Origin of the sequence: Clostridium sp. 10cd*, from assembly GCF_044336395.1 — a bacterium.
GTDB lineage: Bacteria > Bacillota_I > Bacilli_A > Erysipelotrichales > Erysipelotrichaceae > Clostridium_AQ > Clostridium_AQ innocuum.
In genome coordinates, this window is record NZ_CP172347.1 from 1024861 (window position 1) to 1044528 (window position 19668).

The 19668-nt window shown below is 43.9% G+C and carries 20 protein-coding genes; 15 read left to right on the forward strand and 5 right to left on the reverse strand.

What is annotated here, in order from left to right:
- Positions 1–135: 135 nt before the first annotated feature.
- Positions 136–735: a BclA C-terminal domain-containing protein gene (locus ACG3M1_RS05085; protein WP_022300076.1), complete on the reverse strand. Its 600-nt coding sequence runs from the start codon at positions 733–735 to the stop codon at positions 136–138.
- Between the two features lie 201 nt (positions 736–936).
- Positions 937–1599 carry a collagen-like triple helix repeat-containing protein gene (locus tag ACG3M1_RS05090; protein ID WP_008819590.1) on the reverse strand — a complete coding sequence of 221 codons (663 nt, stop codon included), beginning with the start codon at positions 1597–1599 and terminating at the stop codon, positions 937–939.
- Positions 1600–2030: 431 nt separating this feature from the next.
- Here ACG3M1_RS05090 and ACG3M1_RS05095 point away from each other — a divergent pair, with 431 nt between their 5' ends.
- The 11 genes from ACG3M1_RS05095 (at position 2031) to ACG3M1_RS05145 (ending at position 13836) form a co-directional block, all read left to right on the forward strand.
- Positions 2031–2792: a DeoR/GlpR family DNA-binding transcription regulator gene (locus tag ACG3M1_RS05095; RefSeq protein WP_008819592.1), complete on the forward strand. Its 762-nt coding sequence runs from the start codon at positions 2031–2033 to the stop codon at positions 2790–2792.
- 292 nt (positions 2793–3084) lie between these two features.
- Entirely contained in the window at positions 3085–3696 is a 612-nt protein-coding gene (locus ACG3M1_RS05100) for a bifunctional 4-hydroxy-2-oxoglutarate aldolase/2-dehydro-3-deoxy-phosphogluconate aldolase (protein WP_008819593.1), read from the forward strand.
- Positions 3697–3711: 15 nt separating this feature from the next.
- Positions 3712–4929: a BglG family transcription antiterminator gene (locus ACG3M1_RS05105; protein WP_395814978.1), complete on the forward strand. Its 1218-nt coding sequence runs from the start codon at positions 3712–3714 to the stop codon at positions 4927–4929.
- Complete coding sequence (locus ACG3M1_RS05110) at positions 4911–5630, forward strand: PTS sugar transporter subunit IIA (protein WP_395815426.1); 720 nt, start codon at positions 4911–4913, stop codon at positions 5628–5630. The genes ACG3M1_RS05105 and ACG3M1_RS05110 overlap by 19 nt, the downstream gene beginning before the upstream one ends.
- Positions 5623–6087, forward strand: a complete 465-nt coding sequence (locus tag ACG3M1_RS05115; RefSeq protein WP_002607936.1) for a PTS sugar transporter subunit IIA — start codon at positions 5623–5625, stop codon at positions 6085–6087. The genes ACG3M1_RS05110 and ACG3M1_RS05115 overlap by 8 nt, the downstream gene beginning before the upstream one ends.
- Positions 6084–6398: a PTS fructose transporter subunit IIB gene (locus ACG3M1_RS05120; protein ID WP_002607937.1), complete on the forward strand. Its 315-nt coding sequence runs from the start codon at positions 6084–6086 to the stop codon at positions 6396–6398. The genes ACG3M1_RS05115 and ACG3M1_RS05120 overlap by 4 nt, the downstream gene beginning before the upstream one ends.
- 5 nt (positions 6399–6403) lie before the next feature.
- Positions 6404–7447, forward strand: coding sequence for a PTS fructose transporter subunit IIC (locus ACG3M1_RS05125; protein WP_002607938.1), 1044 nt, complete (start codon positions 6404–6406; stop codon positions 7445–7447).
- A 588-nt stretch (positions 7448–8035) separates the two neighbouring features.
- A complete protein-coding gene (locus tag ACG3M1_RS05130) occupies positions 8036–9427 on the forward strand; it encodes a glycoside hydrolase family 1 protein (RefSeq protein ID WP_021421102.1) in 1392 nt (463 codons plus the stop codon).
- Between the two features lie 252 nt (positions 9428–9679).
- A complete protein-coding gene (locus tag ACG3M1_RS05135) occupies positions 9680–12100 on the forward strand; it encodes a glycyl radical protein (RefSeq protein WP_008819596.1) in 2421 nt (806 codons plus the stop codon).
- Positions 12094–13002 carry a glycyl-radical enzyme activating protein gene (locus tag ACG3M1_RS05140; protein WP_008819597.1) on the forward strand — a complete coding sequence of 303 codons (909 nt, stop codon included), beginning with the start codon at positions 12094–12096 and terminating at the stop codon, positions 13000–13002. The genes ACG3M1_RS05135 and ACG3M1_RS05140 overlap by 7 nt, the downstream gene beginning before the upstream one ends.
- Before the next feature lie 300 nt (positions 13003–13302).
- Entirely contained in the window at positions 13303–13836 is a 534-nt protein-coding gene (locus ACG3M1_RS05145; RefSeq protein WP_008819598.1) for a hypothetical protein, read from the forward strand.
- Between the two features lie 249 nt (positions 13837–14085).
- Here ACG3M1_RS05145 and ACG3M1_RS05150 read toward each other — a convergent pair whose 3' ends face one another.
- A complete protein-coding gene (locus ACG3M1_RS05150; RefSeq protein ID WP_008819600.1) occupies positions 14086–14865 on the reverse strand; it encodes a DeoR/GlpR family DNA-binding transcription regulator in 780 nt (259 codons plus the stop codon).
- Positions 14866–15099: 234 nt separating this feature from the next.
- On the opposite strand from ACG3M1_RS05150, the gene ACG3M1_RS05155 reads away from it, so the two are divergent.
- The gene (locus ACG3M1_RS05155) at positions 15100–16170 is read left to right on the forward strand and encodes a transaldolase family protein (RefSeq protein WP_008819601.1); all 1071 of its coding nucleotides are present in this window, start codon (positions 15100–15102) and stop codon (positions 16168–16170) included.
- Between the two features lie 422 nt (positions 16171–16592).
- On the opposite strand, the gene ACG3M1_RS05160 is transcribed toward ACG3M1_RS05155, so the two are convergent.
- Positions 16593–17180: an NUDIX domain-containing protein gene (locus ACG3M1_RS05160; RefSeq protein WP_395814981.1), complete on the reverse strand. Its 588-nt coding sequence runs from the start codon at positions 17178–17180 to the stop codon at positions 16593–16595.
- A 128-nt stretch (positions 17181–17308) separates the two neighbouring features.
- On the opposite strand from ACG3M1_RS05160, the gene ACG3M1_RS05165 reads away from it, so the two are divergent.
- Positions 17309–17536 carry a hypothetical protein gene (locus ACG3M1_RS05165; protein WP_002607946.1) on the forward strand — a complete coding sequence of 76 codons (228 nt, stop codon included), beginning with the start codon at positions 17309–17311 and terminating at the stop codon, positions 17534–17536.
- 84 nt (positions 17537–17620) lie between these two features.
- Positions 17621–18079, forward strand: coding sequence for a hypothetical protein (locus tag ACG3M1_RS05170; protein ID WP_008819603.1), 459 nt, complete (start codon positions 17621–17623; stop codon positions 18077–18079).
- Between the two features lie 313 nt (positions 18080–18392).
- Here the strand turns inward: ACG3M1_RS05170 and ACG3M1_RS05175 are convergent, their stop codons facing one another.
- Positions 18393–18704 carry a hypothetical protein gene (locus tag ACG3M1_RS05175; protein ID WP_009269646.1) on the reverse strand — a complete coding sequence of 104 codons (312 nt, stop codon included), beginning with the start codon at positions 18702–18704 and terminating at the stop codon, positions 18393–18395.
- Between the two features lie 139 nt (positions 18705–18843).
- Between ACG3M1_RS05175 and ACG3M1_RS05180 the strand changes: the two genes are divergently transcribed.
- A complete protein-coding gene (locus tag ACG3M1_RS05180; RefSeq protein WP_008819606.1) occupies positions 18844–19302 on the forward strand; it encodes a pyridoxamine 5'-phosphate oxidase family protein in 459 nt (152 codons plus the stop codon).
- Positions 19303–19668: the final 366 nt, after the last annotated feature.

The following is a 19668-nucleotide window of genomic DNA, read 5'->3' on the forward strand; positions in this document are numbered from 1 at the left end:
CCTTTGGGGTATCCCCTCGTAAAAACAATACCAGTCACATGATGTGAATGGTATTGCAGGACCAGAGGATATCAGTTAATAGAATGCAAATATTCAGGTATTGTGATAAAAATGTCAGAATCTTGTTTCTATACATCAGGCTATTCTAACAATATTTAATGATGCTCCGGTGCCGGATTGCAGGGTAACCGTACCATTTACTCCGTAAATTTGTAATGATAAAACATCCCCTGCTGTTAAAGACTGCATAAATGATACACTATATTCATTTGAGGATGTTGAGGACGTACTGATAGAATTTAATATCGGCGTATCATTCCGTGTTACTCTTGATGACATTGGCAATCCGGATGTCATTTTGATAACATAGGATATGAAATAGGTACCTGTTTGATTAACTGTGAACTGCGTATTCGAAGCATTTGCCGTAAATCCGTTTATATAGGGCTGAACAGGCAGAGGAATATTCGTCCCATCGGATGTTACCGAAACGGTAGCAGCGGAAATATTCAGTGCTGAGAGTGCATTCGTGATAACAGAAGTCCCGGTTGGACCTGTGGCACCTGTATTTCCTGTCGGCCCCGTATTTCCAATAGGTCCTGTTGCCCCGGTCGGACCTTGAAAACCGCGTGGACCGCGCGGCCCCGGACAGCAGCACGGGGTACAGTCATATGGATGACAGGAGGGCATACTGCATGGATCACAGCAGCTGTCATCGTATTCATCATAGTGCATAGCTTTCACCTCATTTTCTAATACGTTCCAGTATATGGGGAACATACAAATCCTGTATTTACATTCTCCCATATCCGTTGCAATTTCTTTACATAACACAGGGAAGATTCACCTGCTTCCAGGCATCTTTATGGCAATACCTCCGCCGGCTTGCTATGGAGGCAGAAAAAAGCGGAGATGTCCTAACCTCCGCGCATCCCTTTACAGGATAAATAAATCTATACTGCAGCTTGAAACAAAGGTGATATTCCTGTTTGTCTGATTGGCAAGAACAATCATACCATATTCATTTCTTATAACCGTTCCAATGGAAGGCGTCTGTGTGTTGGTAGTGATATAGACATTTTCTCTTCCTACCGGGAGTAGAGAACGGATAACAGCATCACAATCAGCACAGCAATCCGTCAAGGCAGGCACCGGCTCTGGTAAATATACAATGGCGTCATTGTACACGGCATCATTGATCTGAATCGTATCAATACTGCAGATTGATAGATACTGGGAAGTATTTTGAGAGTTTATAACCTCGAATACGCCGGTACGTCCATTCGGTCCCAATAGCAGTGCGCCTGCACGTCCGACAGCGGCATCTCCGCTTTCCAGCGTAATAAATAAATCCTGATTCGGATAAAGCGTAATGATCTGCTGGAGGATATTTCTTATCTGCTCCTTACAGTCACAGCAAACGGTTTCCGAAGACCCGGCAGGTCCTGTGGGACCGGTAGCGCCTGTTGCTCCACTTGATCCTGTGGCACCCGTTGGTCCGGTAGCTCCACGATATCCTCGCGGACCCTGTGGTCCCTCACAACAGCAGCTTTCAGCACTGCTGCAGGATGGCGCCTGCTCTGCACAGCAATTGTCCATGCAGGCATAATCATCATAATAATACTGCTCACCTCACTTTCTGATACAGTATAAGCTATGCTGTCTGCATAAATATGTATTGACGATATCCCAGAGAGACTTGTATTTCTGTAAGCTATATACATATATATATAGCCATAACGGTTAATAGATGAAGTCCTAGATAGTGACAGGCATATTCAGTTTCATGCAGGGTGTCTGTATGCTGTTGTGAATTTCCATGGCGGATGAAACAGGTGTTGATGTGTTCCCATTGAACATCCGTAAGGGTATTAAAACAGGGAAAGCTGTCAGAGATGACCATAGCCATAACGAAGCCCTGCTGTCAGGAATGCTCTTTCTTCTTTCTGATTTGTCTAACCTTTGTTACATCATATTGCGGACTTTTTGTCGTGCGTATGCTATACTGTTAACATAAATGAGGTGATTGTATGCTGTCTACAGAGCGTAAATTATATCTGCTGCAGAAGGTGGAAAGAGAAGGAACCATCCATGTACGGGATGTCGCAAAGCAGCTTAACATCAGTGAGACCACGATTCGACGCGATCTGATGGAGCTGGAGCAGGAAGGAAAGGTACGAAGAGTGCACGGCGGTGCTGTCAGAGAAAGCCTGAATCAGATTCTGACGGAATCCAGAGAGCTGCTGATGCAGGATCGTATGCTGATCAATTTTGACAGAAAATCCAGAATCTGCCGCAGTGCCAGTGAGCTTGTTGAGGATGGTGAATGTGTCTTTCTGGATGGAGGAACCAGTATCGTTGCCATGATTGACTATCTGCAAAGCCGTCCCATCAAAATCGTGACGCATAACCAGCTGATTGTACAGCGGCTGCACGATCCGGTTGCACAAATCATCATCATCGGTGGAGATTTCAATGCGAAATATCACATGAGTGAGGGACCGATGGCGCAGAATATGCTTGGTCTATATAATTTCGACAGAGCCTTTATCGGCTGTGCAGGCATGGACCCTATCAGCGGGCAATGCTATACTGCGGAAATGGGAACCAGGGAACTGAAGGAAATTGCGATGAAAAACAGCAATCACAGCTATCTGCTGATCGATGACAGCAAGCTGTTTGTAAAGGGCTTCTGCAAATTCACAAATGCGGATGCCTTTGAACAGATATTCTGCAATAGGCTGGATGAGACTGTGGAAAACCTGCCAGAGAATATGAAATTTGTGGAATAAGCAATATATGGATATTGTATAAAAAAACCGGAAGCATTTTCGCAAATAGTGAAAGGCACTGGTTTTTTTTGCTTTTTTCCTTAAGGAGAAATGCTGACAATTTGATCAGTATGACCTGTAGCTTCTTATATCACGGTAAAGGTGATGAATGTGTCCCACTACTATTCTATATGCGATTGCTTGCATAAAATACGGGAGCAGTAAATAGAATTGCAACAATATTGTTGCAGAAAAAAGGCATTTTCGAGGGTGTGAATGCGTGATACTATTTTCCTGTAAAGGAGGATTTGATATGGAATTATCGAAAGTGACGATGATTTTAAGAGGGTATACCTATGAGCAGGTACGCTGTGTTGCTGAAGTTCTGATTAACAGCAGCTATGTGAAAAACATGGAGATTACTTTAAATACCAGCAATGCATATGAAATCATCAAAAAGATTGCTGATGAGTTTCAAGGGAGATTGCATATTGGCGCTGGAACCGTTCAGACATATGATGAGCTGGTTCAGGCGATTGCAGCAGGGGCAGTCTTTGTTTTATCTCCGAGAAAAATGAATCAGAAGATGCTCGATTATTGCAAGCAGCACAATGTGATTGCAGTTCCCGGGGCTTTTACACCATCCGAAATCGCAGAATCTTTGGAAATGGGAGCTGATATCGTAAAGGTATTTCCAGCGAATGAAGTAGGCTTTGATTATGCAAAAAAGCTCTGTGAACCAATGGGAGAGCTTCCTCTCATGGCGGTCGGAGGTATTCAGGCAGGAAATGTGAAAAAAGCTTTACAATCAGGTTATACTTATGTAGGAACAGCAGGCGGTCTTTTTGAGAAGGAAGATATTCAGAAAATGCGAAAGGATCATATGTTGAAATCTTTAGAAGTATTCGAAAAAGAATTATTATAGATAGGAGAGATTCACTTGAAGGCTGCGCAAAGACAAAAAAAGCTACTGGAAATATTAACATACAGCGAAAATTATATGACTGTTCAAAGTCTTGCTGATACTTTTACTGTATCAAAGCGAACAATACATAATGATATTGCGCAGCTGGAAAATCAGGGAATAGAATTTGAAAAAAAGCCTAGTGCCGGATTAAAGCTGAAAAACAGAAAAGAGGCCCGCTTTGTAGAGCATATGGATAAATATCGGCCGGAGCAGCGTAGAAAGCAGCTTATGAAAGAACTACTGTTTTATGAAAATAGAATCACCTTTCAATCAGCCTCTGCGTGTTATATGGTGGGGATAAGCTCGATTATTGCAGATATCCATTACATAAAAGAGCATATTTTAAATGATGCGACAGTGTCACTGATCGGAGATGAAAACGGTACCAGGCTGACGGGGACAGAAACAGAATGGCAAAAGGCGTTAATCTCATTTAATGAATATCTGATAGCATCGGAAAATCTGACATTTACGGATGATGCAATGCTGGCATTGTTTAAGGAATTCTATGATACAGATATTATAACAGCATGCTACACAACAATTCAGGCGCTGGATGATTTCAACATATATATTGCTGCACAGCATTATTTAATCAATCTGTTCAATGTCATGATTGTATTATGTCATCGCTTGAGAAAAGGATACCATCACAAAATTATCCATAATGCATTTTACAGCGATCAGATAATGGCGATGATGTATTATCTGATTGGTGATGATTTACTTCGTATTCTGAAGAAGGATTTAAACATCACTTATGAGGATGGCGATATATATTTCCTTTCTATGTATTTGAGTGCAAATCGGATTATGCTCAACAGCTCTTTACATAGACGGGGAAATCCATTTAAGCATATAGTTGAGAATTTAATTGAAAGAATGTCAAACTGCGTCGATGTTGATTTAACGCAGGATCAGGATTTGTTTTACAATCTCTGTCTGCATCTGGAACCGATGATATATCGGTTGAAAAATCGAATTTATATCACTAACCCGATGTTATTTGAAATTAAGCAGCAATATCATTTGATGTTTGATTTGACCTGGATGATTATGGACTCTATAAGGACAACGCTTGGGGTCACGCTTACTGAGGATGAGGTTGGCTTTCTTATGCTTCATTTCCAGAATGCATTGGAGAAGAAAAAAAGAGTAAGCGTATTTTGGTTGTGTGTCCAAACGGGATAACAACTTCGGAATTGATTGCCAACAGGATACGAAGTGTCCTGCCGCCTTTAGACATAATTGAAGCGGCATCGATTGATACGATCAACTCATTTGAATTAAGGAGTATCGATTTTATAGTGTCAACCATACCTTTGAAAAGCCTTGATAAACCGGTTGTAGTTGTTTCAATGCTGATCAATGATTCTGATATACAGAGGATTGAAGAGCTATATAAGAAAAAGTTATCAATACCCAAGGAAGCGGATGTACGCTTTATTGAAATCCCACAGTATTTGCATGAGAAAAATATTTATATTAATGATGGGAAAATAACAAAGGATGAAATTATTCATCAGGTCTGTATGGGCCTGAATAAAGAAGGCTGTGTAGATGCGCATTTTGAAACCAGTGTATGGGAAAGAGAGCAGAAAGGAGGAACGGATATCGCGGTTGGAGGTGCAATACCTCATGGCGCAGTTTCCACTGTACGAAAAACACAATTGGCTTTATGGATCAATAAGGAGCCGGTGAAATGGTCTAAATACCGTGTGAAGGTGATTGTATTTTTCGCATTGAACAGCGAGGATACAGCAAAAACAAAGGTTATTTTGGAAGAAGCCTTTTCACTTATCAAAACAAAGGAAATGATAGAAAAGCTGTCTTCCATGAAGAATAAGAAGGCTGTTATAAAATATATATTTGGAGGAAGCCGATTTGATTAGAGAAAATCTTTTATATTTAAACAAAGATATCCGTGATCGTGAAACAGTTATCACATATATTGCAGATATGGCAGATACTGTTGGATTATTAAGCGATAAAAACCTGTTTTTAAAAAGTGTTCAGGAAAGAGAACACATATTACCCACATCTGTAGGCTTTAAAGTAGCTATACCGCATGGCCGGAGCAGCAGCGTCAGAGAACCATTTGTATCCTTCATGAAAACAAAGCATGAATTTATCTGGGATACGAGAAACAATAATGAGGTGGATTTGATATTTCTGATTGCCGTGCCTGAAAAAAATGAGAATAACCTGCATCTCCGGTTTCTTTCGGAAATCAGTAAAAAATTGATGGATAGCAGCTTCAGGGAACGATTGCGGAATGCGGATAATGAACACGAGGTATTCGTTATGTTACATGAAATTAATGAGAAAGTGATGGAGGAAAACACATGAAAATTATAGGAATAACAGCATGCCCAACAGGGATTGCACATACATATATGGCACAGGAGTGTCTGGAAAAGGAATGCAGAAAAAGAGGCTTTGATGTGAAAATCGAAACACAGGGCGGTTTGGGGATAGAAAATGAACTAAGTGAAGAGGATGTAGCTCAAGCTGATGTTGTAATTCTGGCAGTCAGTGTCGTTATTGAGGGGGAGGAACGATTTGAGAATAAGCGTGTATTACATACTGATGTGGATGAAGCAATTTCGCATGTGGAAAAGCTGGTAGATAGAGCGGTTGCACTCGTAGAAGGAAATTGATAATTATGAAAACGATTTGGAAAGATATTCAAAAGCATTTGTTAAGTGGCGTATCCTTTATGATGCCGGTTGTCGTTGCCGGTGGTGTGATCCTGGCAGTTTCCTTATTGGGTGCAACGCAGACGGAAACAGGACTTGTTCCTAATGGGCCGTTGCTGACCTATTTGAATCAGCTGGGAAAAGCAGGAATGGCGATGATGATCCCTGTATTCGCTGCCTATATTTCATATTCTGTAGCCGGGAAACCGGGTCTTACACCGGGATTCATTTTAGGTTATATTGCAAACAATGCTATCATGATCAATGGTGTTGAGGTTAAGGCAGGATTTCTGGGAGCACTTATCTTAGGTCTGCTTGCGGGCTATATGGCGAAATGGATGAAGGGATTAAAGGTAGGGAAAACGATTCGCTCCATCATGCCTATTTTGGTCATTCCAATCTCAACTGTCCTTGTACTAGGCCTTGCTTATTATTTTATAATAGGATATCCGATTTCCTTTCTGATGCAGGCGCTGTCAGATTTGATGGTGACTTTGAACGGCAGTGGAAAAGCTGTGCTGGCAGTGTTTATGGGGTTCTTTAGTGAAATTGATTTTGGAGGACCTGTGACAAAAGCTGTCTCCATGTTTACACTTTCTATGATCAATGAAGGGATCATGGAGCCTAATGGAATATTCAGAATTCTGGTAGCTGTTCCTCCGATTGGAATCTTTTTATCCACGATTATTGCTAAGAAAAAATATAGTGAGGAAGAACGTGATAATGCGAAAGCTGTAGGTATTATGGGATGTCTGGGGATAACAGAGGGAGCAATTCCGTATGCTATCAAAGATCCGAAGGCTGTGTATCCTGCATGTATTATCGGAAATATCGTCGGGGCATTGATCGGGGCCTTTGGAAATGTGGCATGCCCGGTACCGCATGGCGGATTCATTGTACTTCCGGTCGTAGAAAATCAACTTTGGTTTGTTGTTGCAATACTTGTCGGCTCTGTCATCACAGCACTGCTGCTGAAGGTATTGAAAAAGGATGTTCTTGAGGAGCGCTAAAAAGTTTGCTCTTAAATTCTTAAACAGCTATTCGAGCAGAATTACTGAAATCTATACAGCATTAAAAGAAAGTAATAGGCTCTTTCTCGATTGCAGGTAAACTTAACATAGGGAGACTTCCATACGATTGTAGTTATCAATAGAAGTTGAAGTCTCCCTTTTGCAAACACCCTAAAGTAAGAAAGAAACGAAGCTATCATATGCTGTCAACATACGGGCAGTCTGCTGCTTTTGTAAAAATGCGGTAAACTTATACAGTGAATCAGATATATGAAATTATATAGTTCTATTTTGATGGTGATAAGGCAAACCTGTCTCTTTTGAATAAGGAGATAGGTTTGCTTTATCTTAGCTGATTGTCACTGGATTCCGCATCAAATGCACTTATAGAAGCTATCGAGAAAAAGTGCAGTATGAGATATTGGATAGTGTTTTTACGTATTGGAAGACATCTGTTTTAAATTCACCACAGCGTATAGGATATGTAAATGCGTAATTTTTATGAATACCAAGACGAAATAGTAAGAAAACGCTTTCCTGTTAGCCTTTCCTGATTTATCATAAGAGTATAAAGAAAAGAGGGGTTTTATGATAAGGACGATACCTGAAGATTTTTTAATCGGAACAAGCAGCAGTGCATGGCAGATCGAAGGGGTGGCAGGAAAAAGCAAAGAGCAGAAAAGCTGGGCAGAGCTGTTCTATGCATCAGCACCGGAAAAATGGCATAATGGAATCGGACCGGAAAAGGCGGCTGATTTCTATCACCGCTACAAAGAGGATATTCATACCATGGCATCTCTTCATATGAAAGCCTTCCGCTTTACCATACAATGGGCGCGGTTTATGAAGGATCCGATAGCCGGCATCGTGGATGAGGAGGCAGCTGCATATTATCTTGATGTGATCAAGACCATTCGGAAGGAGGGAATGGAGCCGCTGATTTCCCTTGAGCACTGGGACCTTCCGGCAGTGCTCATCGAACGCTTTAACGGCTGGGCAGGCAGAGAAACGCTGGACTGCTACATCATCTATGTGAAAGAGGTGCTGCGGCGTTTTGCGGATCAGGTAACCTGGTGGTTCGCCTTTACAGAACCAAACATACCAATAGACAACGGATATATGGATGCCATATGGTATCCGTTCACTCATGATCCGAAAACCGCTTATCAGGCACATTTTCATAAGATACTGGCAACCTCGTATGCAGTCGCATGCATAGAGCAGTATCGCTCCTATGGATGCCGCATGGGGGCTATGGTGCACATGACGCCGGTCTATGCGAAAAGCGGAGAGATTCAGGATGTAACAGCCGCATGGTATGCCGACTTGTTTCATGTGCGTCTGTATCTGGACCCGTACCTGAAGGGAGAGTTTCCAGCGGAGCTGCTGCATCAGCTTAAGCTGCATGACTGTATGTTCACCTATAAGGAAGAGGATTTGCAGCATATCCGAGCACATCGTATTGCTATGCTCGGTATTGATTATTATTTTCCGATACGCGTGCAGGCGCGCAGTCATCCGTATTCCGGCCCCTTTCATCCAAAGCAGTTCTACGAGCCATGGATCAAGGAGGATCGCAAATTCAATGCGGACCGCGGCTGGGAGGTTTACGAACAGGCTGTCTATGATATTGGAATGCGCCTGAAAAATGAATATGGCAATCCAGACTGGCTGATCAGTGAAAACGGTATCGGTATTGCACATGAGGAACGCTACCGAAACGAGCAGGGAAGCATTGACGATGATTATCGTATCGACTTCCTTTCTGAACATCTGCGGTATGCGCTGAAAGCAAGGGAAGCAGGCTGTCACTGTCATGGGTATTTCGTCTGGTCCTATATTGATAATGTGTCCGCCATCAATGCGTTTAAAAACCGATACGGTCTGCTGGAGCTGGATATAGAAACAGGAAAGCGGATTCCGAAGAAATCGGCATACTGGTTTCGGGACATATTGGCTAAAAAGCAGCTTGATGATTGAAAATGTATGATAATGCACGATTAAACATACAAAAATATGCATAAACAAAATAATATGAGCGCAAATGGCTTGCGTCCCGGGTGGAATCCCATTATAATATGCATAGAAAGAATCAAAGCACAGCTGGATTCTTTGACGCAGCCTGCATGAATTTATGGCTGGACAGTTTGCGGGTGTCATGATGCTGCAATCAGCAGGCACACGCAGACGATCCATACCAGAAGCAGGCGCATCGCTATGAGGAGGGCGCTTATGAAAGATTTTCTATTTTATACACCTGCAGCATCCGGCGTTGACTGGAAGCGCATCGATTCTCTTCGCCATGTCATGGAGAAACGCACTGCCAGTATATGCTCGCAGCGTGCTCTTCTGTATACACAATCCTTTCAGGAAAGTGAAGGAGAACCGTATATCATTCGCAAGGCAAAGGCCTTCGCCCACACCCTTGCCCATATGGATATCTATATCCAGCCCCATTCCCTGATATTCGGTAATCAGGCGTCCGCAAACTTCGCGGCTCCGATATTTCCGGAATATTCCATACAGTGGGTCATTGACGAGCTGGAAGCCTTCGATCAGCGAAGTGGTGATGTGTTTCAGATCAGCGAGGAAGTAAAACAGGATTTGAAACGCATAGCACCATACTGGCTGCAGCATACCCATGAGGATGAGGTCAATGCACATCTCAGTGAGAATATCCGTCTTGCAGAGAAGCAGGGAGTTTTACACCGCGGTGGCATCTCCATGTCCGGTGACGGTCATATTGTACCGGATCATGAAATGCTGTTGCAAAGAGGGTTTCGTTCGATCATCGATGAGGCGAAGCATGCCCTGACAAATACTGACTTGCAGGATGCACAGCGTAATTACTATCAGGCGGTTATCATTTCACTGGAAGGGGCTCTGCTGTTCTTTCAGCGCTTTGCCAAGCTGGCGGAGGAAATGGCGGAGCATGAGCAGGATGAAAAGAGAAGACAGGAGCTGCGAGTTATAGCACATATGGCCGGGACCATGATGGAACAGGGGGCCAGAAGCTTTTATGAAGGAGTAGAGGTGTGCTATATGGTGCATGTTCTGCAGATGATCGAAAGCAACGGGCATTCCTTCTGTTACGGCCGTTTTGACCAGTACATGCGAAAGCTGTATGAACAGGATGTAGAGCGGGGTGTGCTGACAAAGGATCAGGCACTGGAAATCATCACGCATATGTTCATTATGAATTCCTCCTGTAACAAGGTGCGTCCCTACGGTCATACAAAATACTCACAGGGCTATCCGCTTTATTCCAATCTGGTCGTCGGCGGGAAAACACCGCAGGGAAGCGACGGCACCAATGAGCTTTCCTATCTATGTATTGAGGCGATGCATCTGACATCCTTAGCGGAACCGAATTTCTCTGTCCGTTATCATTTGGAAACACCGAGGCAGTTTCTGAAGGCGGCTGCCTTGCTGATTCGCACCGGATGCGGCATGCCGAGCATGTTCAATGACGAGGTTGCCGCAAAGGGAATCGAGGATTTGGCAATACCGAAGAAGGATGCGCTGGATTATTGTCCGATCGGCTGTGTGGAAACCGGAGTTCCGGGGAAATACGGACATCGGGCTACCGGGATGACCTATGTAAACTGGGGCAAGGTTTTGGAGATTCTGCTGCATAACGGTGTGGATCCTGCAAGCGGCATCCAAATGCTGTCGGTCAATGGACAAGGCGGGGATGCTGTTACGTTTGAAAGCTATGAGGAATTGTGGCAGGGTTGGGAAAAGCTGCTGAAATTCTATTCTGATATATCGGTGGAATGCGATGCAATCTGTGATGATTCTCTGGTAAAATATGATGCTGATCCATTCGCAAGCTGTTTTATACAGGACTCCATGAAGCTGGGGAAAACCCTGAAGGAGGGTGGCTGCCGCTACGATGTGATTTCACAGTCCAATATCGGACCGTGCGTTGTCGGAAACGCATTATACGCAATAAAGAAGCTGGTGTTTGAAGAGCAGTCGGTAACCTGGGAAGAGCTGATGACTGCTATGCAGGATAACTGGCAGTCTCTGGAATCTGCTAGAATCCATAAAAAAATACGTCATGTAGCCAAGTTTGGAAATGATGATGATGCGGTGGATGAAATTGTTAAGGATGTTTTTGATTCCTACCTGAAGCTGCTTCCGCAGTATCGTACACAGCGTTATCAGCAGGGACCTGCAGTAAGCTGCTATACGATGTCGACCAGCAACATCACCTCCTATGTACCAAACGGCTTTGTCGTCGGCGCAACACCGGACGGGCGGTTTGCGGGAACACCGTTAAACGAGGGCTGTTCTCCAACACAGGGGACAGATACAAACGGTCCTACCGCGGTTATCAATTCGGTTGCCAAGCTGCCAAACGAGCAGGTGGCGGCAGGACAGCTGCTGAATATGCGTTTCTCCAGCGGTGCACTGGCAGGAGAGGAAAATCTCGATAAATTTGTCGACTTTCTGATGGCCTCTGCGAAAAAGCACATCTACCATAATCAGTTCAATGTCATAGACAGTGCAACGCTGCGTCTGGCGCAGGAGCATCCGCAGGATTATACGGATCTGATTGTGCGTGTTGCCGGTTACTGTGCTCAGTTTGTTTCCCTGATGCCGGAAGCACAGGAAGCCATTATCGCACGTACGGAGAATACATGGTAGCCATTCACCTGTCGACCATACAGCGCTATTCCACAAAGGACGGCCCTGGAATACGGTCCACCGTGTTTCTGATTGGCTGCAATCTGCGCTGTGCATGGTGCTCCAATCCGGAGCTGATGCTGCCGTACAATAAGCTGCTCCATTTTTCATCTCTGTGCCGCGGCTGTCAAAGCTGTGTGCATGCGTATCCAGCAGCTGTATACATGGAGGACGGTGCTATTCACATGCATCCCTGTGCACAGCATATGGCAGGGGAGCTGGAGGAGGTATGTCCCTTTGATGCCCTTGAACAGGTTGGTATGCAGGTGGAGTGCCAACAGCTTGTAAAGCAGCTGGAAAAGGATTTCACATATTATGAGGAGTCCGGAGGCGGCGTGACGTTCAGCGGCGGGGAGCCGCTGTTACAGGCTGAGGCTTTGGCGGATACACTCTGTCTGCTGAAGCAGAAGCACATAGCAACATGTGTGGATACCGCTGGTGATGTGGCATGGGAGCATATGGAAAGGGCTGCGCAATACTGCGATTTGTTTCTCTATGATATCAAAGCCTTTGATGCGGCATTACACAAAAAAATCACCGGAGCGGACAACGGCCGAATTCTTGATAACGCAGGAAGACTGGCGGCGATGCACAAGCCGATGTGGATTCGCATGGTCATCGTGAAGGGATATAATGATGATCGAAGGGATTTGCGGAAAAGACTGCAGTTTGTGGCATCACTGGGTTCTGCGGTACAAAGAGTAGAGCTTTTACCATATCATGCACTGGGGGAAGGTAAGTATAAAAGCATGGAGCTGGCATACCCGATACAGGAGGATGCCTGTCCGGATGCTGAAACGCTGGCTTATTGCATGGAGGAAGGGCGAAGGCTCAATCTGCCAATGTATATGGAAAAAGCGTGAATACACTGGCGGCTGTCATTCGATTTCATAACCATCACATTCTTTATGCTGTTAAGAAAAGATAATAGTGTGAATGTATCAAAAGTTCTTTTAATTAGTAAAAAATATGATACAATAATTTTAGGAATGTGATCGTGATAACTTTGAGCATGATATGAAGGCTACAGGGTGAGAAACCTGGCGGAATCCGGAATATACCGGGGTTCATGGATTGTTAGAGAGGTAAGTATCATTGATGGAGGATACCATCAGTGTGCTTGCCTTTTTTTATTATCACGAGCAGGAAAGGAGTGTCTTGACATGGGACAATTTATCAGATTGAGATTGACGAATGAGCTTTATGTGCTAAAAAAGGACAGATGGGGGTGTGCATATGATTCGGACAGGATAACGGACATGCTCAATTCATGGTTTAATATGCAGCTTTATGATGCAGAGGAGCTCGAGGACAGCGTTCTCTTTACCCTCAAAAAGGATGTGTTTCAGGAGCATTTTCTCTCGTTTCTTATGGAACAGACACAGATTATGCATGATTTTGATGCGGAAGAAATCAAGGAGGAGGTGGAGGCATTGAAAAGCAGAAGCCTGCCTGATTATATGAAATGGATAAAGGAAAACCGCATGCCGTCCTGCCTATGGTATGGAAAATGCACCATTGTCTCACCGCTGTATTGTTCCGAAAAGCTGTATATGAGTGCCGATGGCGTGGATTATCTGGTAGAGGGTAAGGCTGTTATGGAATGCTATGATAGTTTATTTACATACATCCACAACATGATTCGCAAAACCTCTGCGAATCCCTTGAAGGATACGGTGGCAGTTCTGCTTGACTAAGCATCCCTTTCGATTTCTGGATGCTATTGGATATGCGAACAGGTAACAATCTTTTTACGCTATTACACTATGATGAATGCCGATATAAAACAGCATAGAATCCACCAGGCTTTCCTGTGGTCTTATATACACAGTCTGCCTGCTTGTTTGATTTTTGTGCTTGCGCCGTGTTATTTTGCAGTCTGTAAAGGATGAGAGGCTTCCCGGCAGACACAGCATAAACATAGCGTTCCTGTCTTTACAGTCGCATCATAGGAATTCATAGTCCTCATCTGATACACAAATCAGCTGCCTGACCTCCTTCACCATATGCTGCTCCTGCTCAGTAATCTGATCTGTTATCAATACATCATAATCGGACCACCTTGCGAAGGTATATGAGGAGGATTTGCGAAACTTGGAGGAATCGCATAACAGAATCCTCTGCTGTGCCTTCCGCAGCACATGCTGCTTGACCTCCATCTCCTCATGGGAAAAGGTTGCCGGTCCAAACGAATCAAGAAATCCGTCGCAGCCCATGAAGGCGGTATCGATATGGATGGCGTCAATCATGCTGTTTGTAAAACCGCCGATCGCAGCCTTGCCCTGCTTCTGCAGCAGCCCTCCTGCAATCATCAGCTGATGTGTGGTTTCCGATACCATAGACGCAATCGCAAGAGAATTCGTGACAACGGTCAAGCCCTTGCGCAGTCGCAGATATTTTGCCAGATATAGAATCGTACTGCCCGGATCAAGAAAAAGAACAGTGTTGTCCTGAATGAAATCCAGTGCCCTGCGTGCAATCAGCTGCTTTTCATATACATGCTCGCTCATTTTTACATCCAGCGGCAGCTGATAATAGGTGTTTTTTATTTCAGCACCGCCATGATTTTTTATGATGATGCCCTGTTCATCCATACTGTTGAGATCCTTGCGAATCGTTTCGGTTGTGACCTGCAGCTGCTCCGCCAGTTCACTTACACGTGCGCTTCCCTTTGATACAATGATGCGATAGATTTCATTTCTTCTCTGCTGTGTTGTTTTTGCCATGGAGTCTCCCTCATTTCTATAGCTCCATGGTAGCGCAGCCAAAGGCTTTCGTCAATATAATCTCACATATGGAGTTGGGATTTCTTTGTAAATGTTTGTATAAATTCTTTTCTTTGCTATTGAAAACAAGCTTTTCTGATTGTTTATTCTGAAAAAACAGGAATCATATTGCATTTGTGTAAAAATGCTTTATGATGTAGGCACAGTTAGAAAAAGAAAAAGGAGAAACCGATTATGAGTAAACTGATTGAAATGCGTGAGAAATATCCACAGACGGAGCTATGGACGGATTCCTTCCACACAGCTGATCATGCGTATGGTCTGACACAGGGGATCACAGGCATCACGACAAGTCCTACCTGGGTGTCCCGTATGCTGTGCAATGAGGAAGGCAGTGAGCATGAAAAGGTACTTTGTGAGCTGCAGGGAAAGCATCCGGAATATAATGAACAGGAAATGATATGGGCTTGGACACTGGAAATGGGAAAACGCAGAAGCAGGGTTCTGCTTCCGCTTTGGGAACAGGGGAATCCGAAGCAGGGGCGTTTCTCTATTCAGACATCCATCTATGACTACAGCAATACGGAAAAAATGGTACGCATGGCAGAGGAGGTAAACAGCTGCGGTCCGAATATGCAGGTGAAAATTCCATCCACAAAGGAAGGAATCAAGGCGATGGAGGAGGCTACCTTCAAAGGAATCAGTGTGATGGCGACCGTTTGCTTCAGCGTGGATCAGGCAGTCGCGGCAGCTGAGGCGATCGAGCGGGGAATGAAGCGGCGAACTGCGCAGGGGCTGTCCAATGCAGATTTGAATCCTGTGTGTGCGATTCTATTGGGAATGCAGGAGGACTGGCTGAAATCCTATGCGGAGAGCAGGGATATCGTCATACACCCGGACGCATTTGCATGGTGCGGGGTGGCCATCTGTAAAGAGGTATACCGGATATTTCAGGAACGCGGATATAAAACCAGAGTGCTGACGGCTTACTATCGCCATCAGCTGCACTGGTCTGAATTTATCGGAGGAGACATTATCATGACCATTCCTGCAAAGTGGCAGAAGCGATTCGCAAATTGTGATGTGGAAATCCGTGATTATATGAGTGAGGCTGTGGCTGCGGACAAGCTGAAGCAGCTGATTAAGCTTACACCGTTTGTACAGGCGTATACACAAGGGTCTTTGACAGAGGATGATTTCAACAGCTTCGGACCTGTTATTCTGACGATTCGCTATTTTACAGAGGAATATGAAAAGGCGGTACATAAGGTACGTGACATTCTGTTGCCGAATCCCATCCGTTAACCGGCCTCTGCTTTCAGTATGCGGATGCGATGGCAGAGGACTGACGGTAAAGCTGTCGTGAGAGTATGCTCAGATATAGCTTACAAACAGATGTAGGAAGGTTATGCGTGTAATGGCAGCTGCGGCAGCACATATAACAAGCAGCTTTGAAAACCAGTACAAGTGGAACAGCGGATGCAAAGGATTGCGGTCAGCTGCAGCTCTATGAGGTGATGTTTTCAGGAAGCAGAATCAAACGGGTGAATCACTCCACGATAAAAAGTGCAAAGCCGGATATGTATCCGATAATGCTTTGCATTTTTTGGTTATGGTCGAAACAAGCAAGCCCTGTATGCTTCCATACAGGCATGCTCTCCTTCACAAGCAGGACAAAAGCAAACATCCTGCTTCGTCTATGCACGTTTTTTACAGCATGCGGTATACTAAATAATTGGTAACAGTGTTAAGGAATGCAATGCATCCAGTATCATTTGTATATGATCGAATGCCAGTGCTTCCTGATCCGGATTTACGCTGCGCGCTGTTTTCATATGGTACTGCATGTGATGCTGTGCATGATACAGGGTAAGCGTATTATCGTTTATCTGTACTTCAAACCATGCCGCATCATCTGCATCGTCCTTTGCCTCAACCTTTACATCCTGATTGATCAGCGCAACGTGGGCAACGGAAACTACACGCATACGGGGATCGCGGTGGACAGCCCCATAGGTATGCAGCTGGTATAGCTGCACCTGATTGCGTTCAATGGAGGTTTCCTCCTTCAGCTCGCGATAGGCGGCATCCAGAATATCTTCCCCGATATTCAGAAAGCCTCCCGGTAAGGCCCACTGCTGTATATAGGGATGATTTTTTCTGCGAATCAATAACAGCTTCAGCCGGTTTTCGTATTTAGAAAATATAAGCATGTCCACGCTGAGGGCAGGACAGGGGTAGCGGCCGGCATCATATGCCTTTAAAAATTCCTCCTCTGTCTGACCCTTTGCATTCACCGGTTGTTTTTTTATCATACACTTCCGCCTCTTTTCTACTGTAAGCATAGCACAGGATTTCATTGTGTAGAAGAAAAAATTATGCAGAATGCGGAAATCCATTTCTTAATATGCTATGATGATAGGGAAGAAACGGAGGAGCTGTTATGGATACAAGACTTGCGGAAAGATTATTCGTACTGATTACATCCAATATGGATCGTACCTATGAGGAAGAATGCAATATGGCTATGGATGTATTTCTCGAAGAGGAATTTGACATGGGTGAGCTGAAGCGCATGCTGCTGTATCTGCTGGATAAGGTGAAGGCAGACAGGCGGGAAATGGTGAAGGAAAAGATCGAACAGCAGATTGGTTCTTTACATGAGCAGTAGCTGGCAGATTTTGCAAGGCCGCCCTGCTTTTCATTTTGTGGAAAATACGCTATACTGATAGCATCAGTCAAATGGAGGTCGGATATGAAGAAATTTATCAGATTATGTGGAATCGCAGCTTGTACACTGCTGCTTCTGACAGGCTGCAGTTCAAAATATGAACGTGATGATGAGCCGGGAAGGGTGGAAAATATCACCGTTGCAAAGATGCAGGAAATGGTGGATAAGAAGGAAAGCTTTGCCATTGTATTTACGCAGACTACCTGCTCACACTGTATAGAATTCAAGAAAATGCTGGATGGTTACCTGCTGGATCATAACGTTGTACTGTATGATGTTGTTCTGGATGAAGCACCTGCCTCACAGCGGAAATCTGATTTGAATACGATTCGGAAAACCTTTCCGGGAATGAACGAAACACCTTCCCTTTACTATGTGAAGGAAGGAAAGCTGGAAAATCTATTGGAAAACGGTGATGATGGCTTAACGGAGGAAAAATTCGATAGCTGGGTACAGCGCTATAAGCTGGATGAGAAAAAATAAAATACATAAAAAAAGTATTCTGTATAAGGGATGTTTCCTGTTATAACGGAATACTTTTTTATGGACTCCTGTTTAAAAATATGCGCTGTCAAAGAAATCATAAAAGCAGATTACTGTAAGCTGCTGTCACATAAGGCATTCATGAGAATTACAAAAAGCAATCGCAAGCGCACTTTCTTTCAATTTGAAGTGACTGATAAAGGTATGGATGCATACGACCGGTTTGCATCTGTTTCATTGGCTGTTGATACTGTATGAATCTGTATGACATCCATCCTTTTCTCTTTGCTTTGATCAGATTTGAGAACAGGTATTATTTATTAGCTTTATCCACATAATACCAAAGCTTATATTGCGGCTCGTCAAACTCACTGACATAGGCATTTTTAGGATTGTCCTCACTGATTTTAATGCGCAGGCGCTCCTGCAGCTTCAGCTTCTTCTCATGAGCAGGAAGGATACTGTAAATCAGCTGTCTGACCTCGTAGCGCTGCTGGTTAACGTGATATTCCACAGTTACATATTTGGAGGGTAATCCGCGATATAGATAAAAACCATCCTCGATTTTTATTATTCGGCCATAGCTTTCATATCCGTGCAGTCTTGCCTTTTGTTTTCCAAACATCACCATCACCTGTTCAAAACCTTCCTTTTTATAACTATAGTATATCATTTTGATGTGGGAAAAGCAGGAACTTAAGAAAAAATAATATTTGAATATATTTGCTTGTGTTTCATGGTATACTTATATAAAAAGGAGACATATGAGACGAACAGACAGAGAAACAACAAGAGAAGAGGCATGGCGCATTTTTGATCAAAGCGCATATTCCGTGCTTTCCATGAGCTACCGGAATAGACCGTATGCCACTGCACTATCGGTAGCACGTATCGATGAGACCCTGTACTTTCACTGCGCCCGTGACGGGGAAAAAATCAGGGCTATGCGCGAAAATCCAAACGTCTGTTTGCACAGCGTTGCCCGTATGGAGAACTGTGCAGAAGGGTTTACTGTTTATTATGCATCCTGTACAATTAGAGGAATTGCGCAGGAGGTGGTTGATGAAGAGGAACGGCATCGCGCGCTGCTTGCCCTCTGCAGGACCTTTATACCACAGAGCATGGACATGGCAGAGCAGGAAATCCGCGATTTAAGGAGCGTTACTGCTGTGTGGAGCATCACCGTGCAGGAAATTACGGGAAAGCGGAATGCGGAAAAATGACAAATGTAATAAAAAACAAATGACATTTGAAAGTTGAATTTATAGGAAACCTTTTGTAGAATATACGTGCAATAAGATATTGGTTCTGCATGGTGGTAGTGCAGAAGCAGTTATGGTATTGTGGTGAATTTAGAAATTGGTCTTTCTTAAATTCCAATCTACAACATTGCTTGAATCGCACGGTATGACTTCTGCAGATGTTTGCTGGTAACATTCCTATGCAGAAAACCCATTCATAATCTGATCCGCTGCTAAAATCCTGAATCTGGAATAGACATGAAACCCTTCAACACCAATACAGGCGCGGAGTATCTCATACCGAATGCAAAGCTTCAGTCAATATGCAACCTATTTTATCAAAAAATA

Coding starts and splice junctions, on each gene's coding strand:
- ACG3M1_RS05085 (WP_022300076.1), bottom strand. CDS start 735: ATGCACTATGATGAATACGATGACAGCTGCTGTGATCCATGCAGTATG.
- ACG3M1_RS05090 (WP_008819590.1), bottom strand. CDS start 1,599: ATGGACAATTGCTGTGCAGAGCAGGCGCCATCCTGCAGCAGTGCTGAA.
- ACG3M1_RS05095 (WP_008819592.1), top strand. CDS start 2,031: ATGCTGTCTACAGAGCGTAAATTATATCTGCTGCAGAAGGTGGAAAGA.
- ACG3M1_RS05100 (WP_008819593.1), top strand. CDS start 3,085: ATGGAATTATCGAAAGTGACGATGATTTTAAGAGGGTATACCTATGAG.
- ACG3M1_RS05120 (WP_002607937.1), top strand. CDS start 6,084: ATGAAAATTATAGGAATAACAGCATGCCCAACAGGGATTGCACATACA.
- ACG3M1_RS05125 (WP_002607938.1), top strand. CDS start 6,404: ATGAAAACGATTTGGAAAGATATTCAAAAGCATTTGTTAAGTGGCGTA.
- ACG3M1_RS05130 (WP_021421102.1), top strand. CDS start 8,036: ATGATAAGGACGATACCTGAAGATTTTTTAATCGGAACAAGCAGCAGT.
- ACG3M1_RS05135 (WP_008819596.1), top strand. CDS start 9,680: ATGAAAGATTTTCTATTTTATACACCTGCAGCATCCGGCGTTGACTGG.
- ACG3M1_RS05140 (WP_008819597.1), top strand. CDS start 12,094: ATGGTAGCCATTCACCTGTCGACCATACAGCGCTATTCCACAAAGGAC.
- ACG3M1_RS05145 (WP_008819598.1), top strand. CDS start 13,303: ATGGGACAATTTATCAGATTGAGATTGACGAATGAGCTTTATGTGCTA.
- ACG3M1_RS05150 (WP_008819600.1), bottom strand. CDS start 14,865: ATGGCAAAAACAACACAGCAGAGAAGAAATGAAATCTATCGCATCATT.
- ACG3M1_RS05155 (WP_008819601.1), top strand. CDS start 15,100: ATGAGTAAACTGATTGAAATGCGTGAGAAATATCCACAGACGGAGCTA.
- ACG3M1_RS05160 (WP_395814981.1), bottom strand. CDS start 17,180: ATGATAAAAAAACAACCGGTGAATGCAAAGGGTCAGACAGAGGAGGAA.
- ACG3M1_RS05165 (WP_002607946.1), top strand. CDS start 17,309: ATGGATACAAGACTTGCGGAAAGATTATTCGTACTGATTACATCCAAT.
- ACG3M1_RS05170 (WP_008819603.1), top strand. CDS start 17,621: ATGAAGAAATTTATCAGATTATGTGGAATCGCAGCTTGTACACTGCTG.
- ACG3M1_RS05175 (WP_009269646.1), bottom strand. CDS start 18,704: ATGTTTGGAAAACAAAAGGCAAGACTGCACGGATATGAAAGCTATGGC.
- ACG3M1_RS05180 (WP_008819606.1), top strand. CDS start 18,844: ATGAGACGAACAGACAGAGAAACAACAAGAGAAGAGGCATGGCGCATT.